This window comes from Gardnerella sp. KA00255 (assembly GCF_049244095.1).
Taxonomy (GTDB): Bacteria; Actinomycetota; Actinomycetes; order Actinomycetales; family Bifidobacteriaceae; genus Bifidobacterium; species Bifidobacterium vaginale_F.
The window spans coordinates 1,539,474-1,562,296 of the sequence record NZ_CP058374.1 but is presented as its reverse complement, the minus strand read 5'-3'; the positions used below and the strand labels follow the sequence as shown (position 1 = coordinate 1,562,296).

Below are 22,823 nucleotides of genomic sequence, written 5' to 3'. Positions count from 1 at the left end.
GTTTGGTCTTTTAATCTTCGGCTAATCACCGAGATTTTTCGATTTTTCTTGCTCTCTCGGCGAGTCACCATCTAGCGACGCTGAGGCTCGCCTCGTTCACTGCGAAAAATCTCAAATCTCTGCCTAATTAGTGGAATTGCGCGCTTAAAGCTCCTTCGATTCACCAGATACTAGTGAGTGATAAGGATTACTTGTCTCACGCCAGAATTAAAAATAGCAACAATAGAAAGGAGATTAAAGCGCGCAATGCTGCACTCAAGCAGGTCGTCACGCTAGTAATCCTTGTCTCACGCCAGAATTAAAAAATAGCAGAGAATAGCAGATTTGCTAACGAACTAGTTAAGCAAAGTTTTAGACAAAACGCTTATGCGATTGCTGGTATCGGAATTTGAAAGAGTTATGCTGCCAATTTCTGTTTGAGGAGCAAGCTCTGAGCGCTCAAACAACACTTCGCGCAAATGATTAATAGTCCCAGCATTGCCATCAACGATGTTAACATTAGAAGGCAAAAATTCGCGAAAATAATCGCGATAAAAAATAAAATGCGTACACCCAAGTACAACCGAATCAATAGACTCTAAATCGTAATCATCAAAATATTTATGAAGAGCTGCAAAAACTATATCGCGATTACTAAGCTCCCCTTGCTCAACAATCCGCACTAAATCCGGGCAAGGCCTAGAGAAAATCGTGTTGTTTTGAGAAAAGCGTTGTAGTAAATCCGCAAACTTGCGCTCGCGAAGAGTTAGCTCAGTTGCTGCTACGATTACGCGTTGAGGCTCGCCTTTGCCTAAATCGCAAGCTAATTTCAAAGCTGGCTCCATACCTATGATTGGTATGTCGTAGTGCGCTCGCAAATCTTTCACAGCCGCAGAAGTGGCTGTGTTGCAGGCAATCACAACTGCTTTTACATTTAGGTTAACGAATCGCTCAACGATTGCAAAGCTCAGCTTTTTAACTTCTTCAGGAGTTTTAATGCCGTATGGCGCGTTTGCAGAGTCGCCGAAATAAAGTATATGCTCATTTGGCATAGCGGATCTTATTTCGCGAGCAACAGATATCCCACCTAATCCAGAATCAAACACACCAATTGCTGCCGACGAAGACATACACTACCTCCTAAGACAGTTCACAATCGTAATGGCGAGCCTCAACATACTACGAAATATATTGAACGCTGCCATTTCTAATTATGGCAACTTCGCTAGCAACTTCTTGCACAACGCCAACATCATGAGTAATAAACAAGCATGCGTAACAGTATTTTTGTTGCAAATCATGTAATAAGTTAAGTACACGACGTTGCACTGTTACGTCAAGCGCAGAAGTTGGCTCATCCGCAATAAGCAGAGAAGGCTGTAAAATCAACGCTCGCGCAATACCTACGCGCTGTCTTTGACCTCCGGAAAGCTCGTGAGGAAAACGGCTTGCGAATTCAACTGGCACTTGTACTTGATTAAGCATTTCTTCAACGCGCTCTAAACGCTCATTGGCATCAAGATTCGTGTGTAAAAGTAATGGTTCTGCAATACTCCAGCCAATGGTTTTACGCGGATTTAGTGCGGAACCTGAATCTTGAAAAACGTATCCAATTCGCGATAATGCTTGGCGGCGAGCTTTACTGTTTAATCTGTTTAAGTTTTCTCCATTAAGTAGCACTAATCCCGAATTTGGTTTGATTTGCCCAGAAATAAGCTTTGCAATAGTGGTTTTTCCAGCTCCAGACTCCCCAACTAAAGCTAGTGTAGAGCCAGAGTTAATGCGCAAGTTTGCGTTAGTTAGAGCAAGCTTATTGGAATCTTTGCTAAAACGAGCATGCGAATACTTCACGCTTACGCCTTGAACTTCAACTACTGGAGATCCAGATTCTGGAGATTCAGATTCTGTAGATTCAGAAATATTTTCAGCAATATTATTAGAAATATTCTTAGCAATCGCTTTCGCTACTTCTTCTATACTTTCGTAAGAATCACCGCTTGAAGCATATTGCATATCAAATTTCGGAACAGAATCTAGCAAAGTGCGCGTATATTCGTGCTTAGGATTCGCAAAAATATGCTGAACTTCGCCATATTCCACAATATTTCCGCCTTGCATTACATGCATTTCATCCGCGAGCGCGCGCACAACACTCATATCGTGCGTAATAATTAGCACAGCAAGCTGTAATTTCTCCGATAAATTACGTATAAGACGTAAAATATCTCGTTGCGTTGTGATGTCGAGTGCTGTTGTAGGCTCGTCTGCAATCAAAACTTGTGGACGATTTATTAAAGCCATCGCAATCATCGCACGCTGGAGTTGGCCGCCAGAAAGCTCATGCGGATAAGAACGGTACACGCGCTCAGCATCACTCAACTCAACCTCGAGGAGCTGCGAAATTACACGCTTCTTACGCTCTCTTTGGCTAAGTTTTCCTGCTTTTTCAGGATGATATATTAGCGCTTCTTCTATTTGCTTGCCGATTGTTTTCACAGGATTAAACGCACTGGACGGCTCCTGAAAAATCATGCCAATCATGCCACCGCGAATATGCTCATAAGGTGCATCTTCGCTAAGCAAATTTATAAAAGATTCGTTAGAATCCGAAGCGTTAAAAAGCGCCGCATTACCTTCAACACGCGCATTATTATCAAGCAATCCCATAAGCGCAAGCGCAGTAAGCGACTTTCCAGAACCGGACTCGCCTACTAACGCAGAAACCATTCCGGCGCGCAATTGCATAGAAACGTTGTGCGTAATTTGCCTACCGTCAATCGAAACCGACAAATCTTCAACGCTTATAACAATTTTTTTACGCGCATCTGAAGCTTGCGCATCCAAATTCGTCATCTTCAATCACCTATTCAAAGACACAGCTGCATAATTAGGGTAAGCAGGAAAACTTCCGATGTAGAAATTCTCAACACTGCTTCCATGAATAAACGTGTTATGCGAGTAAATAAGCGGCACAACAGGCGAATCTTCCATAATAGCGCGATCCGCCTTTTGCCACAGCTTATGCGCCGAATTCTCGTCAACAGTTTGCACAGCTTCGCGAATTAAAGAATCTACTTTAGGATTAGAATAACGAGAAATATTCCAGTTACCGCCGCCAATTTGCGAAGAATCAAAAAGCGGTCCCAAATTGGCAAAAGCAGAAGGAAAATCAGGCTGCCACGAAGCCAAAGCCAAATCGTAATCTCCGGAATTTGACGTAATTGCGTCCGTGAAGTTTACTGCGTCAACGGTTTTAATCGTCACTTTAATACCAGCTCGCTTTAAGCTTGATTGCACAGAAGACGCCACTTGCGTTTGATCCGGACGCGCAATAAGGCTCAACTTAATATCAGTTTTACCCGATTTTTTCAACAGTTGTTTAGCTTTATCAACGTTTCCGCGAGGATCTTCAGAATACAAATTAAACTGCTTTCGGCCAGAAATACCAGGCGTAATAAGCGTAGTAGCAAAACCTCCAGCAATTTCGCCGCCCTTCGCAGTGCGATATGACTGCTTATCAACAGAATACTGAATCGCCTTTCGAATATTGATATCCGTTATTCTGCGCGTATTAATAGCCAAATATTCAAGAGCACCATCACTACTAGTAGTCAGCAACTTGCGAGATTGAGGATGCGCTTGAGCTTGTGCAAGCTGAGCAGGCGGCACAAAATCAGCCAAAAATGCGGCTTTTGTATCCGTATTTCCTTGAATCATAGACTGAGCTGAAACATTAGTATCCGAACCAAGTTTCCACACGATTTCATCTGTAGCAGCTGTGCGAGTGCTGTCAAGCTTAGGATCCCAATACTTATTGCGTTGCATTACAACTTGCTTTCCAACTTCGTTTTGCACAATCCTGTATGGCCCTGAAGATTTAGGCTTTTTACTATATGTCTGAGCATCGCCTGAACTAGTTGGAACCGGCACGAATGCAGCCAAAGATGTCACCCACGGCCAATCTGCAAAAGGTGCTTTCAAATGGAAAATAATCGTTTGATTATCTGGAGTTTCAATCGAATCAAGCGACTTTCCGTCGAATGGTCCTCTATAGTTTTCAGCTCCAACAAGAAGAGTTTTGTGATATCCAAAACCACCGCTTAACGAATCTGCAAACGAGCGCTCAATGCCAAATTTAATATCGTGCGAAGTAATTTCGGTTCCATCTTCATACTTAACACCCTTTTTAAGAGTGTATTTCCAAGTTTTTCCACCGTCACTTGTTGTGCCAGTATCCGTTGCCAAATCTGGAACTACGCGCGTTTGCTTGCTTAAATCCGGATTTACTTTCCAAGTAGTAAGCGCGCGGAAGATGAAATTATTTGACGTAATTGGCAAACCCTGACTGCGAGCTGGATCGAAATTCATATTCGTATTTGACGTAAATATTGTAAGAGTTCCGCCTTTTTTAGGATTAGAATTTAGAACGGAAGCGTTCGTAATACTGGTTTTTCCCGAGTTGTAATTTGTGCAAGCTGAAAGCGAAAGTAGTGAAATTGTAAGTAGCGAAAAAGCTGCTGTTGAAGCAAGAATTTTCTTTGAAATCGTATTTTTGAAAATGAACATAATAATCCCCTTATTTCTTTAATATTTCTATTTAAAATTTAATTCTTTAAAACTCGCGCATACGCTATTTAACGTTTTAACTTGAGAAAAAGTGAGCGAGCTGACACGATCAGCATCAAGCAAACGCAAACGCTTAGGACTCGCCCACTAACAATTGCACTCGAAAAGCACTAACAGACTGCGGCACGAGGATCGACGAAGCGATAACAGATGTCAACAATAAGATTCGCAACAATCACAAGCGCAGCCGCAAAAAGCGTCACACCAACCAGCACTTGCAAATCAAGATTTTTAACAGAATCAAGAAGTAGCGAACCCAAACCTTGCATAGAGAAAACTCTCTCAGTAATCACAGCACCGCCAAGCAAACCGCCTAAATCCAAGCCAAACATTGTTAGCACAGGAAGCATTACGTTAGGCAGAGCGTGACGAGTTATAACTTTCGTTCGCGGCATACCCTTAGCCAATGCAGTGCGCATATAATCCTGTTGCAACTCGTCAAGCATATGAGCACGAGTAAGTCGCGTATAATAAGCGGCGTTAAGAAGCTCCAAAACAATCCACGGAAGCAGCAAATGCTGCAGCCAACCTAAAGGATTATCCGAAAAATTCACATAACCGCCTGTAGGGAAAATCGGCAAATACACTGCAAAAGCAAGTATCGCAAGCATACCAATCAGGTAAGCAGGAGACGAAATCCCAATTGACGAAAGCGCTCTAAACGCACGGTCAAAAAGCGATCCTTCTTTAGAAGCAGAAATCACTCCGGTTACTACACCAATAATTACCCAAAGTAATGCAGCGCCAATCGCCAAAGAAGCTGTCACAGCGAAACGACTCATAATAAGATCTGTGACTGGTTCGTTAAGCGTGAATGACCAACCTAAGCATGGAGACGAGCAGATAATTGCAGCACCGGCGGCACTAGCGGCAGAACCGGCGGCGGCACCAGCGGCACCAGCTGCAGAAATTCCTGAGGATGCATAATTAGTTCCAAATTCTCGTCCAAAAAATATGCCACGAATATAGTTTCCAAGCTGCTCATACCAAGGCGCGTCCGTGCCCATAAATGCGGAAACTCGAGCCAAACGTTCAGGAGTGCACGGCTTTCCGCAAGCGAGTTGCGCAGGATTCGCTGGAAGCATAAAGAAAATAAGGAATAATACAACTGCAATTAGTGTTAAAACAAGTACCGCGCTTGCTGAACGCTTTATTAAAAACGTAAGAAAATCTACGGTTTTACTAATAACTCGCGAGTTTTGGGCGGATTCATTATTGCTGTTATTACTAATATTTTGTTGCATATTTTTCTTCTGCGTATTATTTACATTCTGCTTATCGCTAATATTTTTTGTACTGCTATTACTATTTTTCGTATCGCTATTACTAATATTTTCCTTATATCTCATGCCGTCGCCGCCTTTTTAGAGCGAGGCTGAAGAGCACTGGCCAAACCGTCACCAACAAGATTAAAACCGAAAGTTAGCAAGAACAGTGCAATTCCAGGAAAAAGTAAATACCATGGGTCAACTAACACCCATTGCACAGCTTCTGCAATAGCGCGACCCCACGAAGGCGAAGGCGGATTCATACCAACGCCAAGGAAAGACAACGCAGCTTCAGCTCCAATTCGTCCAGGAATAAGGAACGTTATATTTACGAGCAACAACGGCATCATATTTGGCATTATTTGTTCACGAAGAACATGCCACGTACCGGCTCCCATTACGCGAGATGCAACTGCAAAATTGCGGGATTTAAGCGTAAGAGTTTGAGCACGAACTAAACGCGCAATACTTGGCCAACCAAAAAATCCTAAAACAAGTATTAGCAGAAGTGGACGCGGAAAATCTTGTGGCACAACAGCAGATAAAGCAATCGCAAAAATCAAGAACGGGAATCCGAAGAACACGTCCATTGTGCGCGAAAGCAAAGCATCAGCAAAACCACTGAAATACCCTGCAATCATGCCGATTATGATGCCAAGAAATAGCGATATTATGGTAGAAGCGACGCCAATTCCAAGTGATACGCGCGCGCCATGAGCCACAATTGCAAAAATATCAAGACCACGAAGTGGCGTAACACCAAACCAATGCTGGAAACTAATTCCACCAAAGCCTTTTGGAACAGAATTAAGATCTAAATATTCTGGATGCTCATCATAAGGATTATTGCCAGTGATTGCAGTAAAAGCATCGGCGAAAATTGCCAAAATCACGAAGATTGCAATAATTATACTTCCTGCAATCATGCCAGAATTATTCCCAGTAGGAACGGTGACGCTAGATGAATCACGCTTATAGCGTGAACGAAATACACCGACCCTTCTCATCTTTACTCATTTCGTCACCTGCACTTTCTTTTGAATATAATGCAATATAAATTAACGCAAAATACAAATCGAGTAAAAATTTGTATTGTTGTCTTATCGACATTATAGGAACCCATAGAAAACGGGGTGTCGCATCGTCTTGCTTGAAGCTGCATTGCGCGCTTCAAGCAAACCGATGCGAGAGCGCTGACTCAATGCTGAAAGCACAGTGCGCTTTCAGTGTCAGCGCGCCCAACCACAAGCACTCCTAGGCGTAATACGCCAATTAGTTCAACCACACTCAAATAAAACGGCACCACATAAGCCTCGCTTTTCGCTTAGGCGTAGCGCGAAAAGCGACTCAATGCGAAAGCGCTTGCACAATGTGGAAACTCCAGTGGACTTATTCCTCACGGCATAGCCGTTCGGCTGATTTGCGAATCGACGACTTCGAGCTGCATAATGCGCGAGAAATCACTTCGATTCGCTGAGCTTGCTTAGGGTTGAAAGTCCAGTGGACTTTCAACGCAAGCTCAGTAGCGAGCGCGTTACCAGCGCGAGCGTTAAGCACACTAAACTTTCGACACGCACACACACTAAGTAAACAAAATCGGGATGAGGTTCTTGATTTTGTGTACTTAGAGCGCGTGTCGGTAAACAAAACCAAGAAGGGTTGCTTGGTTTTGTTTACTTATGGGGTTGATAAGTAAACAAAAGCAAGAGTGGGTTCTTAGTTTTGTTTACTTAAGTAGCGTGTCGCATCGTCTTGCTTGAAGCTGCATTGCGCGCTTCAAGCAAACCGATGCGAGAGCGCTGACTCAATGCTGAAAGCACAGTGCGCTTTCAGTGTCAGCGCGCCCAACCACAAGCACTCCTAGGCGTAATACGCCAATTAGTTCAACCACACTCAAATAAAACGGCACCACATAAGCCTCGCTTTTCGCTTAGGCGTAGCGCGAAAAGCGACTCAATGCGAGAGCGCTGAACTTCTGACCACATTGAATAAAAAATATAGGAAAGCCGACTTAAAGCATTTACGATACTTAATACAAAACAACAATCATTAAAAATAGTTTCAATTGATGCTATTTTACGTTAAACTAGATGATAGAAGGTGAGTATGAATTTTGAGTACGATCCTGCAAAAAGCTTAAAAAATTTAGCTAAACATGGTATCAGCTTCAAAAAAGCCCAATTACTTTGGGAGAATACGACAATTACATTAGAATCCAAAAATTCAGGAAACGACAACTCTCGCTATTTAGTTTTTGGAAAGATAGGCAGCAAACATTGGACTGTAGTAATAACAAAAAGGAATAATCGAATTCGTATTATTTCTGTAAGAAGATCACGAAAGAAGGAGGAACAATATTATGAAAAACACCACAAAAAGTAAAGAAATAAGCGGAAAAGAAATTGATAGAAAATTCGATAACGGCGAAGACGTGCTTGAGTACTTTGATTTGGAGCATCCAATTATAGAGAACCACTCAAATGAACAAAAGCACGTCACTTTTATTATGCCTGAATGGATATTGAGAATAATGAAATTCTTTAGAGTAGCTACAACACGGTAGTCAAATAAAAGAAATAAAAACAAAATGTGCCGACGTATTGAATCATACAACGGCACGTTTTTTGTTTAGTTATTAGTTATCTAAAATTTGCTTAATGCTTAAACTACGCGCGCTTAAGAGTTACGCTAAGCTCAGTTGCGCTAGAATCAGCCTCAGTAACGTCTAAGCTTGTAGCAAGAGTTTCGTTAGCAATCAAATCACGGAACTGCTCAACTTTAGCAACGTCCGAAGCTGGCACGCTCAAAGTCAAAGCGATTCGGTCGCTAATATCCAAACCGTTCTCCTTGCGAGCATCCTGAACAGCGCGAATAGCATCGCGAGCGTAACCTTCAGCAAGCAAATCGCTAGTCAAAGCAGTGTCAAGCATAACGAAACCGCCAGTTGGCATTGCAGCAGAAGCCGTATTTTGAGCCGCTTGAGCATCCGAAGACTCAACTCGATTCACAAGCTCATATTCGCCTTCAACAAGCGCAACTTCGCCGTTTGGAGTCTGAACAACAGGAGCGCCAGACTCGTCAACTCGCCAATCGCCACTCTTAGAAGACTTAATAGCAAACTGAACTTGCTTACCCAAACGAGGACCAGCCGCGCGCGCGTTCACCTTAAGCTCGTGAACAATCTTCAAACCGTGAGAGCTTGCATCTTGCAAAGTGCAGAATGTAACATTCTTCACGTTAAGCTCGCGCTCAAGCACCTGCTCATAAGGCTCTACAGCAGCAGTATTTTCCGCAACAACCGTCAAGTTTGCTAACGGCTGGCGCACACGCAACTGTTCAGCCTTACGCAAAGAAAGCGTAGAAGACACAACCTCGCGCACCTTATCCATAGCAGCAACCAAAGCATCATCGTGCGCAAGAACAGCGCCAAGTTCGGTTACTTCGCCAGCCTTAGGATTCTTCTCACCATCCGAAAGAGTCTCAGGCTCAACCAAATAAGGCCAATCAGCCAAATGCACGGATTCGCCGCCGGTAAGACCACGCCACACAGCCTCCGCTTCCATAGGAGCAAGAGGAGCAATCGTGCGCATAAACACTTCCAACACAGTGTAAAGCGTGTTAAAAGCAGTCTCATCTTCATTCCAGAAACGGTCACGGCTGCCGCGAATATACCAATTTGTAAGCACGTCAATAAAATCGCTTACTGCCGTGCAAGCATCGCTAATCGCAAACTCGTTCAAGCATTTTTCTACGCGCTCAACAAGTAAACGCGTGCGAGCAAGCAAGTAGCGATCCATGTTGCAAAGTCCTGCAACCTCATCCGCGCGAAGGCGACGAGCATCGTAACCCTTACCGCCGTTTGCAGCATTCGCATACAGCGTGAAGAAGTAGTATGAGCTCCAAACTGGAAGCATAACTTGACGAACAGTATCCCTAATGCCGTCTGCAGTCACAATCAAATTGCCACCGCGCAAAATTGGCGAAGACATAAGGAACCAACGCATTGCATCCGAACCGTACTCGTTGAAAACGCCGTTCACATCCGGGTAATTGCGCAAATGCTTACTCATCTTCTGACCGTCGGAACCAAGCACGATTCCGTGGCAAATCACGTTCTTATAAGCTGGGCGATCGAATAGAGCCGTAGCCATAATGTGAAGCGTGTAGAACCAGCCGCGAGTCTGACCAATGTATTCAACGATGTAATCGCATGGGAAGTGCTCTTCGAAGAATTCCTTATTTTCAAACGGATAATGGAACTGCGCGAAAGGCATGGAACCGGACTCAAACCAGCAGTCGAGAACATCCGTAATACGGTGCATTTGCGACTTTCCAGTAGGATCGTCTGGATTTGGACGAGTAAGGCGATCGATATACGGGCGGTGCATATTCACATTGCCGTCGTCGTCGCGCGGATAGTCGCCAAAATCAGCCTTAAGTTCTTCCAACGAACCGTACACGTCTACGCGAGGATACTTTGGATCGTCACTCACCCACACTGGGATTGGCGAGCCCCAGAAGCGATTACGGCTAATCGACCAGTCGCGAGCGTTAGAAAGCCACTTACCAAACTGGCCATCCTTAACATTTCCAGGAATCCAATTGATCTCCTGATTAAGCTCAAGCAAACGCTCCTTAATCTTTGTAACAGACACAAACCAGCTAGAAACAGGCTTGTAAATAAGCGGAGTTGCGCAACGCCAGCAGTGAGGATAGCTGTGCACATAGCTTTTTTCTTGGAATAGCAACGCGCGCTGATCTTCTGGCATTTGAGCGAGCGGACCATCTCCTGCACGCAAGTTGCGCAAAATTGGCAAGTTCGCGTCGAAAACGTACAAGCCTTCGTAATCTGGGCAGTCGCTTGTAAACTTGCAGCCTGCGTCGAGCACGTCAACGCTGCGAATTTCGTGCGCGTTAAGCGTGTTCATATCGTCCTCGCCGTAAGGAGCCTGGTGAACGAGACCAGTACCTTCAGCGGTGTCAACATAATCTGCTGTGAAAATCGTAAAAGCGTTAGGACCAGGAGTGCCACCCTCTGCGAGCGCAGATTCGCTTGCAAAGTATGGGAATACTGGGTAGTAGCGCCAGCCTGCCATATCAGCGCCCTTAAGTTCGCGCACAACTTCGTAGTTTTCGCCAAGTTCCTTAGTGTAGGAGCCGAGCAAAGGCTTACCGATGTAGAACTTCTTTCCAGCAAACTTGCCTTCAGTTGGACGAACTTCCACGTAGTCGATGTCTGCGCCGACTACGATTGCGAAGTTGGTTGGAACTGTCCAAGGAGTAGTGGTCCAGAATACTGCGTAAGCATCGTCTTCATCGCGAAGCTTAACAGCAACGGAAACAGTGGTATCCTGGCGGTTTTGGTAAACGTCCGCGTCCATGCGAAGCTCGTGGGCGCTAAGCGGAGTCTGATCCTTTGGGCAATACGGAAGCACGCGGTAACCCTTGTAAGCCAAGCCCTTATCGTAAAGCTGCTTAAATGCCCACATTACGGATTCCATGTATGGAATGTTCAGAGTTTTGTAGCCGCGCTCGAAATCAACCCAGCGAGCCTGACGATGTACGTAGTTTTGCCACTCGTTCGTGTACTTCAAAACGCTAGCACGACAAGCATCGTTGAACTTTGCGATGCCCATTTTTTCGATTTGATCAACCGACTCGATGCCGAGTTCCTTCTGCGCTTCCAACTCTGCTGGAAGTCCGTGAGTGTCCCAACCAAAAACGCGGTTTACTTTGCGGCCTCGCATAGTCTGATAGCGCGGAACAACATCTTTTGCGTAGCCTGTTAGCAAGTGGCCGTAGTGAGGAAGACCGTTTGCGAATGGAGGGCCGTCGAAGAACACGAACTCGTTCTGGCTTCCTTTGCCAGACGGACGGTATTCGATTGACTTGCGGAAAGTGTTGTTTGCATCCCAGTACTGGAGAACTGATTCTTCAAGCTTTGGGAAGGAAGGATTTGGTGCAACTTGCGCGCCGGCAGTTTCTTGCGCTGATGCTGAAACACTTACCTTTGGGTATACGTTATTTGCGCACGACTCTTCTGATGGACTAGTGGATTCGCTCACTGTGATCTCCTCGCTCAACAGGGTGAATATTTCCCTGCGAGGACGACAGTTACTGCCGCGGTACCACCTCGCTTGCTACAAGATGATTACGTAACTCAAATACGCAAGTTACAAAACTTAAGTACGTAACGCAATCTAACTATTCTCATAGCCTCTCGTGTTTGGCTATACGGGCCAACCCCGTCGGTTCTAATAAGCGAGAATCTTACGAATCCTCGCCGTTCTTCCGAAAACTCCCCGCCGATAACGGATCATCGCTTAAGTTAGAAACAATCTAACACTATCCCCTAACATTAGGAAGTATTTCGCGACTCACGAATAATTTCATTACATTTTCATGACATATTATCCAAAAATGCCTTAGCTTCCTTAGCATTGCTAAAAACAATGCCGTCTTCAGAAATTTTGCCATTCATAATTTGATTAGCGTGATTCATAGCTTTAAGCGTTGCTTCGTTGGGAACAGGCAAGTTACTATTCAAGGTAATATTTTCTTTAATTTTATTTTTCCAATCATAAAATTCGCAAATACTCGACATTCCAATGCATTCAATGACATTTTTAGAACAATTTGGCGCTTCAACACAAAGCGCACTTAATAATTTCTCAATCTTCTCTAAAAACTCTAGATAATAGCTAGTTTCTAATAGTATGTCGAAATCTTTAATAAGCTGAAATACTGTTGCATTAGAACTATGTGGTCTAGCACAATACAAACGTTCATCGTGAGCACAAATATTTCTAAACTCTTTAATTCTTCTATAAGTAGAATCAATTTTTATTGACGTAATATCTTTTTGAGAGCAGTGTGAAGAATTATAAAGTTCAGTATATTCCTTAGCAACCAAACCTCTCACGAGATCAGTTTGCTTTTGATAAAACCAGAATATCTGCCCTAAAGTCAAATCATTAGACAAAACCCATAATGGAACTTGACCATCATGAATATCAACACAATGGCGTATATATTCTTTCCCTGGATTTAATTTTTGATTATTTGATGTATTATTTTCGATGATTCGAGCAAATGTATTAATTAAAGTAAGTGATCCCTCTGGATCTTCATAATTAGTTTCATTAAGATAAGCATTAACTTCATTATTGTGTATCTGACTAAAACAATACGAACATGATGATTTTAATAATGCTTCTGCTCTAGTTGTAGCCGCAAAGATAATACTGCGAAGTTCGCGATCAAATTTAAAAAGATAATAAATGTGCTCAAACTTTGTTCCTTGAACATATTCATTCGAATTGTTTGACTCAAGAAATGGATTTTTATACCCATTTATAACGCTATAGTAACTTTCTCTTTCAAGTATTTCCATAGCTTTAAACTCATCATCAAACACTACTCTTCTAGACTTAAGCAATTCTATTTGTTGCTTGATAGTAGTAAAAGGCTTATAAATCACCATAATCCCCACCAATTTCCCCCGCTATTAGATGCACAAAGAGCCAATCAATTACTTGATTGGCTCTTTGCGAACCAGACACTGCCTGGCTTCATCACACTTCGATTATACAAAAGAAACTAATGTTTGTCAACAAAAAAAAAATAAGCAAACTACATATAGCACACAACACCATTGCACAAATATAAGCTGCACAACATCCACACATAAAAGTGCCCCGGATCAGAATCGAACTGACGACACCCACTTTAGGAGAGTGGTGCTCTATCCACTGAGCTACCGAGGCAGTGTAGTTGATTGCAGCGCGCAACACGCAAAACGAAACACGCGCACGCATCCTGCAAAGCAACAAATGGCAATTATACACTAAGGCGTGTCACTGCGGCGCGCTTAATCCTCAAGATTCGATTGCGTACCAGCTGTAGCCGCCGTTGCAGACTGCTCCGCCTGAGCCGCGTCCAATTTGGCACGAACTGTGGCAAGCAAACCCTGCGCACGTTTTGCCAACGCCTCGCCAATCTCCCACTGACGCATGGACTGATCCAACGTCAAACCGCCAGCTTCCAACGCCTGAACCGCCTGAACCAGCTTTTCACGAGCCTCTTCGTACGGCATCGCCTCAATCGCAGCGCGCTCTTCTTTCGTAAGTGTGCTTGCAAATTCTGCACTTTCGTTATTTTCTGCAGCTACTTCTTCCGCTTTTTTCGTCGCTTTCTCGCTCATATCTAACCTTTCGTTATATCTAAAATATCTAAAATATCTAAAAATTTACTTACTTGACTTTAAGAAGCAGCTTTCGTTCCAGTCACCTTTGTTCCAGTCACCTTGCCAAGTACCACACCGCTTTTAAGCGTAACTGTCATATCGTCGCCAACTTTCGCTAAAGCCGCGTCGTCAAGCACTCGCCCACCGCTAAGCTGCACAACGGCGTACCCGCGATTCAAAGTCGATTGCGGACTTAACGCAGTCAAGCTCGCGTGAGCTTTCTCAACAGTCAAACTCGCGTCGTCAAGAAGTCGCACCAAACCGTGACGCATTCGCTCAACAGCCTGCTCAACCAAGCGCTCGTGCGGCTCAAGCATAGTGCTCGGGCGCGTAAGACTCGGGCGATTAGCATAACCTTCAACGAGGCGAATCTCATTGTCAACGCGCGCAGAAATTCGCATGCGCATAGTTTGCAACGCGTTATCAATAAGCTGCCACTGCTCGCGAACGTCCGGAACAACGCGCTTTGCAGCATCCGTAGGAGTCGAAGCGCGCATATCTGCAGCCAAATCGATAAGCGTCCAATCGTCCTCGTGACCGATTGCAGACACAATCGGCGTCACGCACGCAGCAGTAGCGCGAACCACGCCCTCGTCCGAAAAACCAATCAAATCCTCAAAGCTACCACCGCCGCGAGCAACGATAATAACGTCAATCTCTGGATCAGCATCGAGCTGCTTAATTGCGGCAATAATATCCGCCGGGCACTGCACGCCCTGCACATGCGCGTGAACAACTTTGAATCGCGTAACAGGCCAGCGCAAATTCACGTTCGTAATAACATCGCCCTCCGCGCGAGCTTGAGGAGCACACACTAGACCGATGCACTTAGGAAATTCTGGAAGCGGAACCTTATTTTCAACGTCGAATAAGCCTTCACCTTTAAGCTTTTTGCGCAATTCGTCAATTTGCGCTTTTAAGTCGCCGGCACCAACGCGCCTAATTTCGTCTGCAACGAAGCTCAAACGCGTGGCTTTCACCCAAATATCCGCTTTGCCGTGAACGACTACGCGATCGCCTTGGCGAAGTTCACGCGCCTGCTGCACGAAATTACTGAAGCCCATTACGGAAATCGACACTTCCTCGTTGCTATCGCGAAGAGTGATGTATCCGGAAGACGCGCGGCGCATGTTAATTTCGACTATTTGACCCTCAATCCACGCTGCTGGCCACCGTTCTACTGCACTGTGGAACTTTTGGCTTAAGATTGCAACAGGCCATGGATTTTCGGCAGTCGTGTCTGCTGCTTTCAGAGGAAGCTGGCGCGGCTGAGGCATAATCGTCTGCTGCGAATCTTGCTGCAAACCTTGCGAAGTATAATCTTGCGAAGCATCATCCTGGAATAATTGCGGCATCATATTTGACGAGGTCATGTTTACAGCTTGACTGCAAAGAAGGACAAACACGCGCTAACACTCGCCAGTTGTGCCCACAATAAAATACTCCCCATGCGATTAGGCATGAGGAGTACTTAATTATTTGGAATCTTAGAATTTTGGAATCTTAGAATTTTAGAATCTTAGAATCTAAAATGCAATTATTTAATACTTCGATTCCGCAATCTGCTAGCAATTAACGCAAAAGCACCAATTAGCATCAACAAAGTGACTGTAACCATAGTGGAAACTGTTCCAACACCAGTTGCACTTAACTTTGAAAGCACGCTATTTGCATTAGTTTCCTTTGAAGATGCAGAATTGCTTGTACCAGACTTGGTAGCGCCATTAGCTTTAGATCTACTTCCGCTCTTATTTCCGCTACCGTTAGCATCAGCATTGCTTCCACCTGCAGAGCCATCAGCACTTGAGCCACCAGCACTTGAGCCGCCAGAGCTCAAATTATCATTGGCAACATCGCTAGAAGATACATAATTTTCATAATCTGAATCAAATCCAAATCCTGAAGAACTTCCTGAAGAACTTCCGAAAGAGCTTCCGAAATTATTTTCAGAATATTTCAGATTATCTTCTGCTCGTGTTTCTTCAAATGAAGTTGCATTAGCAGGAATAACCCACACAGTAGTCCATGCAATCTGCGAACCCTTTTCATCAAGAAGAACAATCGTATGCTTACCTGAATATCCTTCTGGAATCTTAGCATCGAAATTAGCTTGACCCTTTTCATTCAAGGTGACTTTCACATAATTAACGCCATCTTTACCATGCAATAGCACAGGCGAAGAATAAATGTAAGCATATGCATATATGGCTTTATCCTCTTTAAGCTTCTTAGATAATTCACTATTATTATCAAGTCGAAGCTTCATAGGATTTTCGACACCAGCACGAGCAACATTGTTCTCATTCTCGCCAACTACAAGATTACTCTTCAAGCTCTTTTTCAAGCTAATAACGCTATTAGGAGCTTGTGGGACAGGAGCATTAGCAGCAGGAGCAGGAGGAACTTCTTTCTTCTCTGGAGCAACTGGAGTCACCGGCTTGTCTGGCTGATCTGGTTCAACAGGTCCTGGTTCAACAGGTCCCGGTTCAACAGGTCCTGGTTTAACAGGCTCAGGTTTAACAGGCTCAGCAGGATTCTTTTTCACGAACGAAATGGCAGTTCGCTGATTATCTCCCTTAGCAGAGTTTCCAGCATAATCAGTAGCTTCTATGCGAAGAACATGATTACCGGCAGACAAATCTTTACCATGAATAACCGCCTTTAACTCCAAATTATCCTTTTCAGGTTTATCTATTTCGGTATAAGAACTATATCCTTGAATTAACGAAAGCAATGTACTTTCTACAGGATGAGGAGCTAAATTCGTATTAGAAACAGCACCGATTGGCTTGTCATCAACATATGCAGCTACAGATTTAAGATTTGCATCTTTAGCTTTTATAGTAACAGTATAGTCACCTTCTACTGATTCTCCGTCTTTCATGCTCACATCTACAGTTGGATTTGTTTTATCAACAACAACTGGAACTGAACCATACACAGACGAATTCACCTTGTCGTTAAGCTCAAGAAGGATATGATCTCTATTTTCTACATGAACATCACGCTCAAATTCCTTCTTATTTGCTTCTGGACCATCACCATTTTCTAGAGAAGTGAATTCCGCAACAACAGAATGATTAATAGAAAGCCTATATCCAGAAGCGTCATCTTGAGCACTACCCTTAAACTTTACGGTATCTTTGTTTGTAAACAACGTATGACCATATAATTGTGGCTCAGCAAAAGTGGCTTTTGGAGCTTCTTTATCAAACAAGAAAGCAACTGCAAAATCCATAAGCTTATTACCATTAGCAGTTTTTACAACAGCACGGAAATCATTAATTCCCGTATGCATTGGCAAATCAATAGAGAAACTATGCGCTTGACCGTCTATTCTTGCAACAACGGCTGGCTTTATTTCATATTTACCATCTTTAAGACGTGTAGAAGGAGTGAATTCTACACTCTTGATATCTGGTCCAACAGTACCTTCCAAGGTAAAGGAATCTAAGCTTGGCCCTGCAGTAAGCGGATTAATCATCCAAATATTCGCGCCAAGTGGCGTTACATTACTTGGATAGAACACGCCATTGCTTACTTCCATAAAGCTTGGCTCGTTACGACCCTGAAGCTTAACGGATTTAATTTTAAGATTCTGACCATTACTTGCACATAGAGTAACCTGATACGCCTTAGCAGAAGGCTTTACCGTTACTTCAAACGTACCATCTGGGTTAAGAGTTACTGTATCCTCTTTTGTTTCAGTATCATCTGCATCTTCAGCAGATTCACCACTTGAATTGGAAGAACCAGCATTAGAAGAACCAGCATCTTTCTTAACTTTATCCACTTGGTAACGAATAGTCAGCTCTAACTTTTGCTTAGGCTGAGAACTATCTTTTACCTTGCCTTTTACAGTTACACTACCATCACTTGCAACCGGCAAATTACCGTCACTATCTCCAGTATCCGTATTAGTAACACTAATACGAGGACGCTCTGGATTGTATGTTAATGTGAACTCTTCACTAGCTATTTGCGTCTTGCATTTATCGTCAGAGAACCCAAGCACCTTTACAGTATTTTCACCACGAACAATCTTTATATTATCAGTGGTAAACTTCGGAGCTTTATTTAGATTCACTTTAACTGTTTGGTTAACAGTGCTTCCGTCGTATTTTTTATAGCTTGCTAAGACTTTCATTGATTTAACATCGTCAGAAACATAACCTTCAAGACTTAACTTATTGTCACGCACTACCGATGTTCCAACCATCTTCCCATCCATTTCCTTTCGACGGGAAATGAAAATCTTATGATTTTTATCAGCAAACACTTTCACTACACGAGTTCCATTCATTCCTGCGTCTTTAGCAACAACAGAGATAAATGGCGTAGTGTTACCAACGTTTATTTTGCAAACGCGCTTATGATGTTCTTTATCTAGAGTGCAATCAGCTGCATCATCATACTTAAATACATCATTATCGCCAACACGACGAATAACAGGAAGACCAGGATCCTCACTCAAACTATCACTTAAGGTGATTGTTACAACGCCATTAGAATCGCGTTCAGAAACATTCATATCAGGCCCATGAGTATCTAGAGCAAACTTCATGTCGTAATTTTGCCAAGGGAATTCCTTACCCAAACGAGCTTGAATACGATAAACGTAGTTTCCATCCTTAAATCTCACAAACTCTGTGGTTTTCGGATCATAGCTAGTACCGTCAAAACGACCATTCACAGCTTCATGTCCCATTGAATCCGCCGCAGAAGGCAAAGTAGGTCTAGAAACGTTATGATCCTCACCAAGAACTCGTAATACCTTAGTGGCGGTTTCATCCATAATCTCATAGCGAATGTCTGCAGCACTACGCAATAATGGCGCATAAGGTGTTATTAAATCATACCAATCGTCATTATTAGGCGAGAACATAAATCGTTTAGATCCATTTACCTTAACTTGCATGCTTCCGTCCGCTGAATCAGCCATAAGAGCTGTAGTAGAATCGATTTCACCATTACTTTCATCAGCAGGCTGACTTGGAGTTCCCGGAGCAGGATTTGGCGCAGGATTAACAGGCTTAGCTGGCTTATCAGCATTCTTATACTTTTCACCAGGTTTAACCAAAATCTGCTCAGCATTCCAATCGCCAACAAAACCAAGATATGGAACAGACAAATCAGGCTGTCCTTCAGTTTTAGACTTTAAGCAAACCCAACCCTCAATGTAATGGTTTTGTCCATATTGAGGAGTCAAAGTAAAAGTAATATTAACCTTTTCGCCTGCTTTTACAGTTACAGAAGACTTGTCTGCAGTTAATGTTTCTTTATCGTTTACGAACGTAGATGTTTTTTCACCAGCTTTATTGGTCTCATTCACAACAACCTGATTTGGTACGCTATATTCAACATCTTTAGAACCATAGTTGTTCAATGTTATATCAAACTTGCGTTCGCCTTGCTTTAACTCATAAAGAGAAGCATACGCCTTGCTTTCATTGCTACGACTATCTTTAACAGTTGCAACAACGTCCGCTTTAATAGCCTTGTCAATCTGCGCTAAACCAGCACCAATTTGACGAGGAGCATATGGAACTTTCTTATTGCCATCATCGCGAGTGAGAATCTTAGCTGTATTCATCAACACTTGCTCAACACGATCAACTAATTCAGAAGACTTAAGTTCTTTGCCCTTAAAACGCTTCTTGTAACTTTCCATAAGCAGCGCAGAAAGACCTGAAATATTTGGAGCTGCCATAGAGGTACCAGACATGCTCCTGTACTTATTATCATTCTGAGTAGACCACACATTTCCACCAATACCAGAAATATGAGGCTTAAAATTAAGATCTGGAGTTGGGCCCCAAGATGTGAACCTAGATGGCTTTAATGAATCTGGGTTAGCAATAGCAACAAAATCATTACTGAAAGTTACTTCCACTTTTCCATTATTCTTTTTGATTGCTTGATAAATAGCCTCTCCATCTTCGTAACGTATTGATGTTACAAAAATGTCTTTAATCTTATCAACGCCTGCCATATCTAGGAATTGAGTAGAGTCATCCTTTACGTTGTATACAACAACGCCTTCAGCACCCTTTTCTTTTGCATTATTAACCTTTTCTGTAAACGCAATATCTCCACGTTTAACTAATGCATATTTACCCTTGAGGTCAAGGTCTTTAACATCATCTTTTTTGCCAAGGTTAATATCAACAATTTCATGTGATTTACCATCAGCAACACCAGTAGAAAGTGAATAAGGGAAATCATTCTGCTGAGCATCGCTAGAAGACGTACTTGTAGTGGACGCTTTCTTAACAGACCAAGTTGCCTTAGTCTGCGTAACTTTTGAATTTTCAACAGAAGCAACGCTGAAAGCATCTGGGAATGAAGATGGTGATCCTAAAGTGCCATCATCCCATTTCCCAAACTCATCATCTACTCCACCAGTCTTCGAGAAGTTCAAACCGGAATTTCCAGCGGAAACAACAGGCAATACACCAGCTTTGCGAGCTTTCATTAATGCAAGAGCAGCAATGCTTGAAGTAGAGTCAAGACCATTATCGGAACCGATAGACATGTTAATAACATCGGCACCAAGCTTAACAGAATCTTCTATAGCTGCTACAATGTCTGCATCGCGGCATCCTGGCATATCTGGATTATTAGAAAACACTTTCATTGCAAGCAACTGAGCATTCGGAGCTATACCATCAACGCGATGATTGCTAGCTGCAGGAGCGTTTTCTTCATCTCCATTAGCAGCCACAATACCAGCAACGTGCATGCCATGCTGTTCTGCATGAGTATCTTTTACATCAGACGTTTCATCCGCATAATTGAATCCTGCAGGAACTTTATCAGTAAAGCCCGGCTGTGGATTGAGCTTTTTTGCAGTTTTAGCAGCAGGATCCAATTTCATATCTTTGTTTTTAATATCGATTCCAGTATCGATTATGGAAACCAGCATTCCTGTACCGTCTAGGTTTTTATTAGCAGCCTTGAAGGCTTGCGTAATACCTTGAAGCTCACGAGCAAAGTTCTCCAGAGGATAATACAAGCGCTCTTTTTCTACAGACTTAACTTCTGGCTCATGACGTAAAGCTTGCATACGATTTGCTGGAATTGTTGCTTCGAAGCAGTTCATCAAATAACCAAGTTGGCGACGAACATTCATATTGTACTTTTTACGCCATTTAGCAATTAAATTATTTTGCTGATTTTTATTTGATTTCTCGGAAGCAATTGAAGGACTTTTAGGCTGATTGCGCAATGTGACAATAACAGCAATCGGCTTAGTAGGTCTGCTTGAATTATTTTTTATTGCATACTTTTCAAGCAATGCAGCCTTATTTGAATCTACGTATAAATTCTCATCTTTAGTAAGATTATGACTTATTGACGTTTTTTTATTAGATGTAAGTTGCTTTTCAAAAGAAGATACTTTCGCATCTTTTGAGTAAACACCTTTACCTGTATTTACTGGATTTTTAGCATCAGCAGCATTTACTGTACCAAAAGGCACGATAAGTGTTGCAGCAGCAACACCTAATGCAGCTAAGCGAGTCAGGTATGACGTTCGTTTGAACTTCATAAATACACTCTCTTTCAAATAGAACTGCACGCTCAAGTACGCTTGTAATTCAACGCACATGCGACTCATGCACACATGTAACTCATGCACGCATAGGACTCAACGCGTGTAACTCATGCCACACACGTTTCACATGCGCATATAGAGACATCACATGCGCATATCGTGACATCTAATGCACATGTCGCGCATACATCACATGTAGCCCAAACAAGAATGGACTAATGCGTTAACTGCAACGTTCTAAATCAAATTTGGGTTAATTCAGAATTAGCTCCCAAAATCTCAATAAAATGTTGCAGAAACTACTCTTACAAGTTCTGAGCATTACTAATAAGTGTAAATATTTCTGTAAGATGTTATGAATTTTCTACCGCTATCAAATGCAAAAACAATTTAAAAACAATTCAAAATGCTTTGTAAATAGCAGATAAATACATTCATCAACGATTTCACAAAATATTTTTCACAAACTTTAGCACTACGTAGTAAATAAAAAATGCAATTAATATGTAAATTTTTATGAATCTGATTTCAAAAAACATGAGCTCTTATATAAGAACGGCTATATTCCAACATTTCTAACGCAAAAAATTTTTTAGATCGTCTTATTTTAAGGCCAATAAATTAACATGTTATTCACATTTGATATTGAATATTGGACATTTGTTGGGGAATAACCCTGAATAATCCGGAAATAACCATACTTGTTGGGAAATAATCCGAAATATTAGATATGAAAAAACCCAAGCGATGAAGCTTGGGTTTTTGTTTGTGCCCCCTCAGGGATTCGAACCCTGGACACGCTGATTAAGAGTCAGCTGCTCTAACCAACTGAGCTAAAGGGGCGTTGGTTATCTTGGTTCATTTCGCGAACCGAGTAACTACTATACTCAGAATTTGATTGTACGCAAGTGGGCGTGTCGCATTGCCTCGCTTTTCGCTTATAGCGTAGCGCGAAAAGCGACTCAATGCGAGAGCGCTTGCACAAACACTACTAGGCGCAATACAACAGGTGCAAATCGTAATTGAATGTGTTAGAATTTGTTTTACCTGTGTAGGTTGCTCCTACACGTGATTTCATTGAGCTCTTGTTTGTTTAGAACAAGAGCTCAGTTGTTTTTGTCTGTCGGATTTTAACGAAACGTGAGTTTCG

General features: G+C 42.7%; 13 protein-coding genes and 2 tRNA genes. 2 read left to right on the top strand and 13 right to left on the bottom strand.

Annotation, left to right across the window (positions count from 1 at the left end):
• Positions 1 to 335: 335 nt before the first annotated feature.
• The 6 genes from murI to HXT51_RS06090 form a co-directional block, all read right to left on the bottom strand.
• The gene (gene murI, locus HXT51_RS06115) at positions 336 to 1,109 is read right to left on the bottom strand and encodes a glutamate racemase (RefSeq protein ID WP_415706007.1); all 774 of its coding nucleotides are present in this window, start codon (positions 1,107 to 1,109) and stop codon (positions 336 to 338) included.
• A 49-nt stretch (positions 1,110 to 1,158) separates the two neighbouring features.
• Positions 1,159 to 2,832: a nickel ABC transporter ATP-binding protein NikE gene (gene nikE / locus HXT51_RS06110; protein ID WP_415706005.1), complete on the bottom strand. Its 1,674-nt coding sequence runs from the start codon at positions 2,830 to 2,832 to the stop codon at positions 1,159 to 1,161.
• A gap of 6 nt (positions 2,833 to 2,838) precedes the next feature.
• The gene (locus HXT51_RS06105; protein ID WP_421776435.1) at positions 2,839 to 4,545 is read right to left on the bottom strand and encodes an ABC transporter substrate-binding protein; all 1,707 of its coding nucleotides are present in this window, start codon (positions 4,543 to 4,545) and stop codon (positions 2,839 to 2,841) included.
• A gap of 170 nt (positions 4,546 to 4,715) precedes the next feature.
• Positions 4,716 to 5,954: an ABC transporter permease gene (locus HXT51_RS06100; protein ID WP_421776434.1), complete on the bottom strand. Its 1,239-nt coding sequence runs from the start codon at positions 5,952 to 5,954 to the stop codon at positions 4,716 to 4,718.
• Positions 5,951 to 6,880 (bottom strand): ABC transporter permease, encoded by a 930-nt coding sequence (locus HXT51_RS06095; RefSeq protein ID WP_421776433.1) that lies wholly within the window; start codon positions 6,878 to 6,880, stop codon positions 5,951 to 5,953. Before HXT51_RS06095 ends, HXT51_RS06100 begins: the two co-directional genes overlap by 4 nt.
• Before the next feature lie 382 nt (positions 6,881 to 7,262).
• Positions 7,263 to 7,430, bottom strand: coding sequence for a hypothetical protein (locus HXT51_RS06090; protein WP_421776432.1), 168 nt, complete (start codon positions 7,428 to 7,430; stop codon positions 7,263 to 7,265).
• A 549-nt stretch (positions 7,431 to 7,979) separates the two neighbouring features.
• On the opposite strand from HXT51_RS06090, the gene HXT51_RS06085 reads away from it, so the two are divergent.
• Positions 7,980 to 8,255, top strand: a complete 276-nt coding sequence (locus HXT51_RS06085; RefSeq protein WP_103084736.1) for a BrnT family toxin — start codon at positions 7,980 to 7,982, stop codon at positions 8,253 to 8,255.
• Positions 8,233 to 8,436: a hypothetical protein gene (locus HXT51_RS06080; RefSeq protein WP_415683395.1), complete on the top strand. Its 204-nt coding sequence runs from the start codon at positions 8,233 to 8,235 to the stop codon at positions 8,434 to 8,436. Before HXT51_RS06085 ends, HXT51_RS06080 begins: the two co-directional genes overlap by 23 nt.
• 103 nt (positions 8,437 to 8,539) lie before the next feature.
• Here the strand turns inward: HXT51_RS06080 and ileS are convergent, their stop codons facing one another.
• The 7 genes from ileS to HXT51_RS06045 all read right to left on the bottom strand — a co-directional run bounded on the left by ileS (position 8,540) and on the right by HXT51_RS06045 (position 22,516).
• Positions 8,540 to 11,938 carry a mupirocin-resistant isoleucine--tRNA ligase gene (gene ileS / locus HXT51_RS06075; protein ID WP_421776431.1) on the bottom strand — a complete coding sequence of 1,133 codons (3,399 nt, stop codon included), beginning with the start codon at positions 11,936 to 11,938 and terminating at the stop codon, positions 8,540 to 8,542.
• A gap of 335 nt (positions 11,939 to 12,273) precedes the next feature.
• Positions 12,274 to 13,356 (bottom strand): Abi family protein, encoded by a 1,083-nt coding sequence (locus tag HXT51_RS06070; protein WP_421776840.1) that lies wholly within the window; start codon positions 13,354 to 13,356, stop codon positions 12,274 to 12,276.
• A 210-nt stretch (positions 13,357 to 13,566) separates the two neighbouring features.
• Positions 13,567 to 13,639, bottom strand: a tRNA-Arg gene (locus HXT51_RS06065).
• Between the two features lie 104 nt (positions 13,640 to 13,743).
• On the bottom strand, positions 13,744 to 14,076 hold the full coding sequence (locus tag HXT51_RS06060; RefSeq protein ID WP_103084733.1) for an exodeoxyribonuclease VII small subunit: 333 nt from the start codon (positions 14,074 to 14,076) through the stop codon (positions 13,744 to 13,746).
• Positions 14,077 to 14,135: 59 nt separating this feature from the next.
• On the bottom strand, positions 14,136 to 15,491 hold the full coding sequence (gene xseA / locus HXT51_RS06055; RefSeq protein ID WP_421776430.1) for an exodeoxyribonuclease VII large subunit: 1,356 nt from the start codon (positions 15,489 to 15,491) through the stop codon (positions 14,136 to 14,138).
• 164 nt (positions 15,492 to 15,655) lie between these two features.
• Entirely contained in the window at positions 15,656 to 21,667 is a 6,012-nt protein-coding gene (locus tag HXT51_RS06050; RefSeq protein ID WP_421776429.1) for a S8 family serine peptidase, read from the bottom strand.
• Between the two features lie 775 nt (positions 21,668 to 22,442).
• A tRNA-Lys gene (locus tag HXT51_RS06045) sits at positions 22,443 to 22,516 on the bottom strand.
• Between the last annotated feature and the right edge of the window lie 307 nt (positions 22,517 to 22,823).

Coding starts and splice junctions, on each gene's coding strand:
- HXT51_RS06100 (WP_421776434.1), bottom strand. CDS start 5,954: ATGAGATATAAGGAAAATATTAGTAATAGCGATACGAAAAATAGTAAT.
- nikE (WP_415706005.1), bottom strand. CDS start 2,832: ATGACGAATTTGGATGCGCAAGCTTCAGATGCGCGTAAAAAAATTGTT.
- HXT51_RS06085 (WP_103084736.1), top strand. CDS start 7,980: ATGAATTTTGAGTACGATCCTGCAAAAAGCTTAAAAAATTTAGCTAAA.
- HXT51_RS06060 (WP_103084733.1), bottom strand. CDS start 14,076: ATGAGCGAGAAAGCGACGAAAAAAGCGGAAGAAGTAGCTGCAGAAAAT.
- murI (WP_415706007.1), bottom strand. CDS start 1,109: ATGTCTTCGTCGGCAGCAATTGGTGTGTTTGATTCTGGATTAGGTGGG.
- HXT51_RS06105 (WP_421776435.1), bottom strand. CDS start 4,545: ATGTTCATTTTCAAAAATACGATTTCAAAGAAAATTCTTGCTTCAACA.
- HXT51_RS06080 (WP_415683395.1), top strand. CDS start 8,233: ATGAAAAACACCACAAAAAGTAAAGAAATAAGCGGAAAAGAAATTGAT.
- HXT51_RS06095 (WP_421776433.1), bottom strand. CDS start 6,880: ATGAGAAGGGTCGGTGTATTTCGTTCACGCTATAAGCGTGATTCATCT.
- HXT51_RS06070 (WP_421776840.1), bottom strand. CDS start 13,356: ATGGTGATTTATAAGCCTTTTACTACTATCAAGCAACAAATAGAATTG.
- xseA (WP_421776430.1), bottom strand. CDS start 15,491: ATGACCTCGTCAAATATGATGCCGCAATTATTCCAGGATGATGCTTCG.
- HXT51_RS06050 (WP_421776429.1), bottom strand. CDS start 21,667: ATGAAGTTCAAACGAACGTCATACCTGACTCGCTTAGCTGCATTAGGT.